Source organism: Thiomicrospira sp. (genome assembly GCF_036568485.1).
Lineage (GTDB): Bacteria > Pseudomonadota > Gammaproteobacteria > Thiomicrospirales > Thiomicrospiraceae > Thiomicrospira.
In genome coordinates this window covers 1-1,239 of the sequence record NZ_DATCSL010000004.1, presented here as the reverse complement: position 1 = coordinate 1,239, position 1,239 = coordinate 1, and the positions used below count along the sequence as shown (strand labels likewise).

Here is a 1,239-nt window from a genome sequence, read left to right as displayed (position 1 = left end):
TGGACTTCCCCTAAAACAGTAGACACTCCTTAGGTTAGAATACAACTTTAGGAGGGCACCATGTCCAAGCAACGTTTTACACCAGAATTCAAAGCTGAAGCAATCAAACAAATCACCGAACGTGGTTATTCCGTTAAGGATGTCTCAGAGCGCCTAGGCGTGTCAGATAACAGCCTGTACAACTGGCTGAAACAGCACAAGCAAGCCACCAACCCAGATCCAGTAGTGGCGCAGCAACAGGATTTAGCCGCTGAAAATGCCAAGCTCAAGGCTGCTTTAAAACGGGCTGAAGAAGAACGCGACATCCTAAAAAAGGCCGCCGCATACTTTGCCAAGCAGTTCAGTTAAGGTATGCCTTTATCCGCGACAACCAGAACTGCCATCCGGTACGGTTGATGTGCGCGACACTGCGCGTGCATCACAGTGGTTACTATCAATGGCTGAAGCGGCCTGAATCAAACAGAGCACGTGAGAACCAGCGTTTAACGGCACTGATTAAAGAATCATGGCTTGAAAGCGGCGGCATTTATGGTAGCCCACGTATTCACGTTGATTTACGTGAAGCAGGCGAAACCTGCTCTGAAAATCGTGTTGCCCGTTTGATGAACCTCGCTGGCCTGAAAGCTATCCGTGGCTATAAAGCGCCACGTTATCGGGCAGGGAAACCCGCTGTACCGGCAAAGAATCAGTTACAGCGTGAATTTACGTATGACGAGCCGAATAAAGCCTGGGTGACTGACATCACGTATATCAGAACCTACGAGGGCTTTTTATATCTGGCCGTTGTACTAGACCTGTACTCACGCCGTGTAATTGGTTGGTCAATGAAAGCCACTTTGGCCAAAGAGATTGTGTTGGATGCGCTGTTAATGGCAGTTTGGCGCAGAAAGCCGAAACAGTCGGTCATCATCCATTCTGACCAAGGCTCGCAGTTTAGCAGCGATGAATGGAAACGCTTCCTGGACACGCACAAACTCTCAGCCAGCATGAGTCGACGCGGTAACTGTTGGGATAATGCTGTTGCAGAATCCTTCTTCAGCTCACTGAAAAAAGAGCAGATTAAACGCCGGATTTATAACACTCGCGATGAAGCACGTAGTGACATTTTTGAGTATATCGAGGTATTTTATAACCGTCGGCGAAGACATAGCCATTTAGGGCAGTTATCACCGGCAGATTATGAAGAAAAAGCTAATCTCAACGAGGCTAATGAGTGTCTATGAGATTAGGGGAAGTCCA

The 1,239-nt window shown here is 47.9% G+C and carries 1 protein-coding gene; it reads left to right on the top strand.

What is annotated here, in order from left to right; genetic code table 11:
• Positions 1–60: 60 nt before the first annotated feature.
• Positions 61–1,223, top strand: a protein-coding gene (locus VIM91_RS00100; RefSeq protein ID WP_230820098.1) for an IS3 family transposase whose coding sequence is annotated in 2 segments (ribosomal slippage) — positions 61–316 and positions 316–1,223 — 1,164 coding nt in all. Because the reading frame shifts where the segments join, the coding sequence is not laid out codon by codon here.
• Positions 1,224–1,239: the final 16 nt, after the last annotated feature.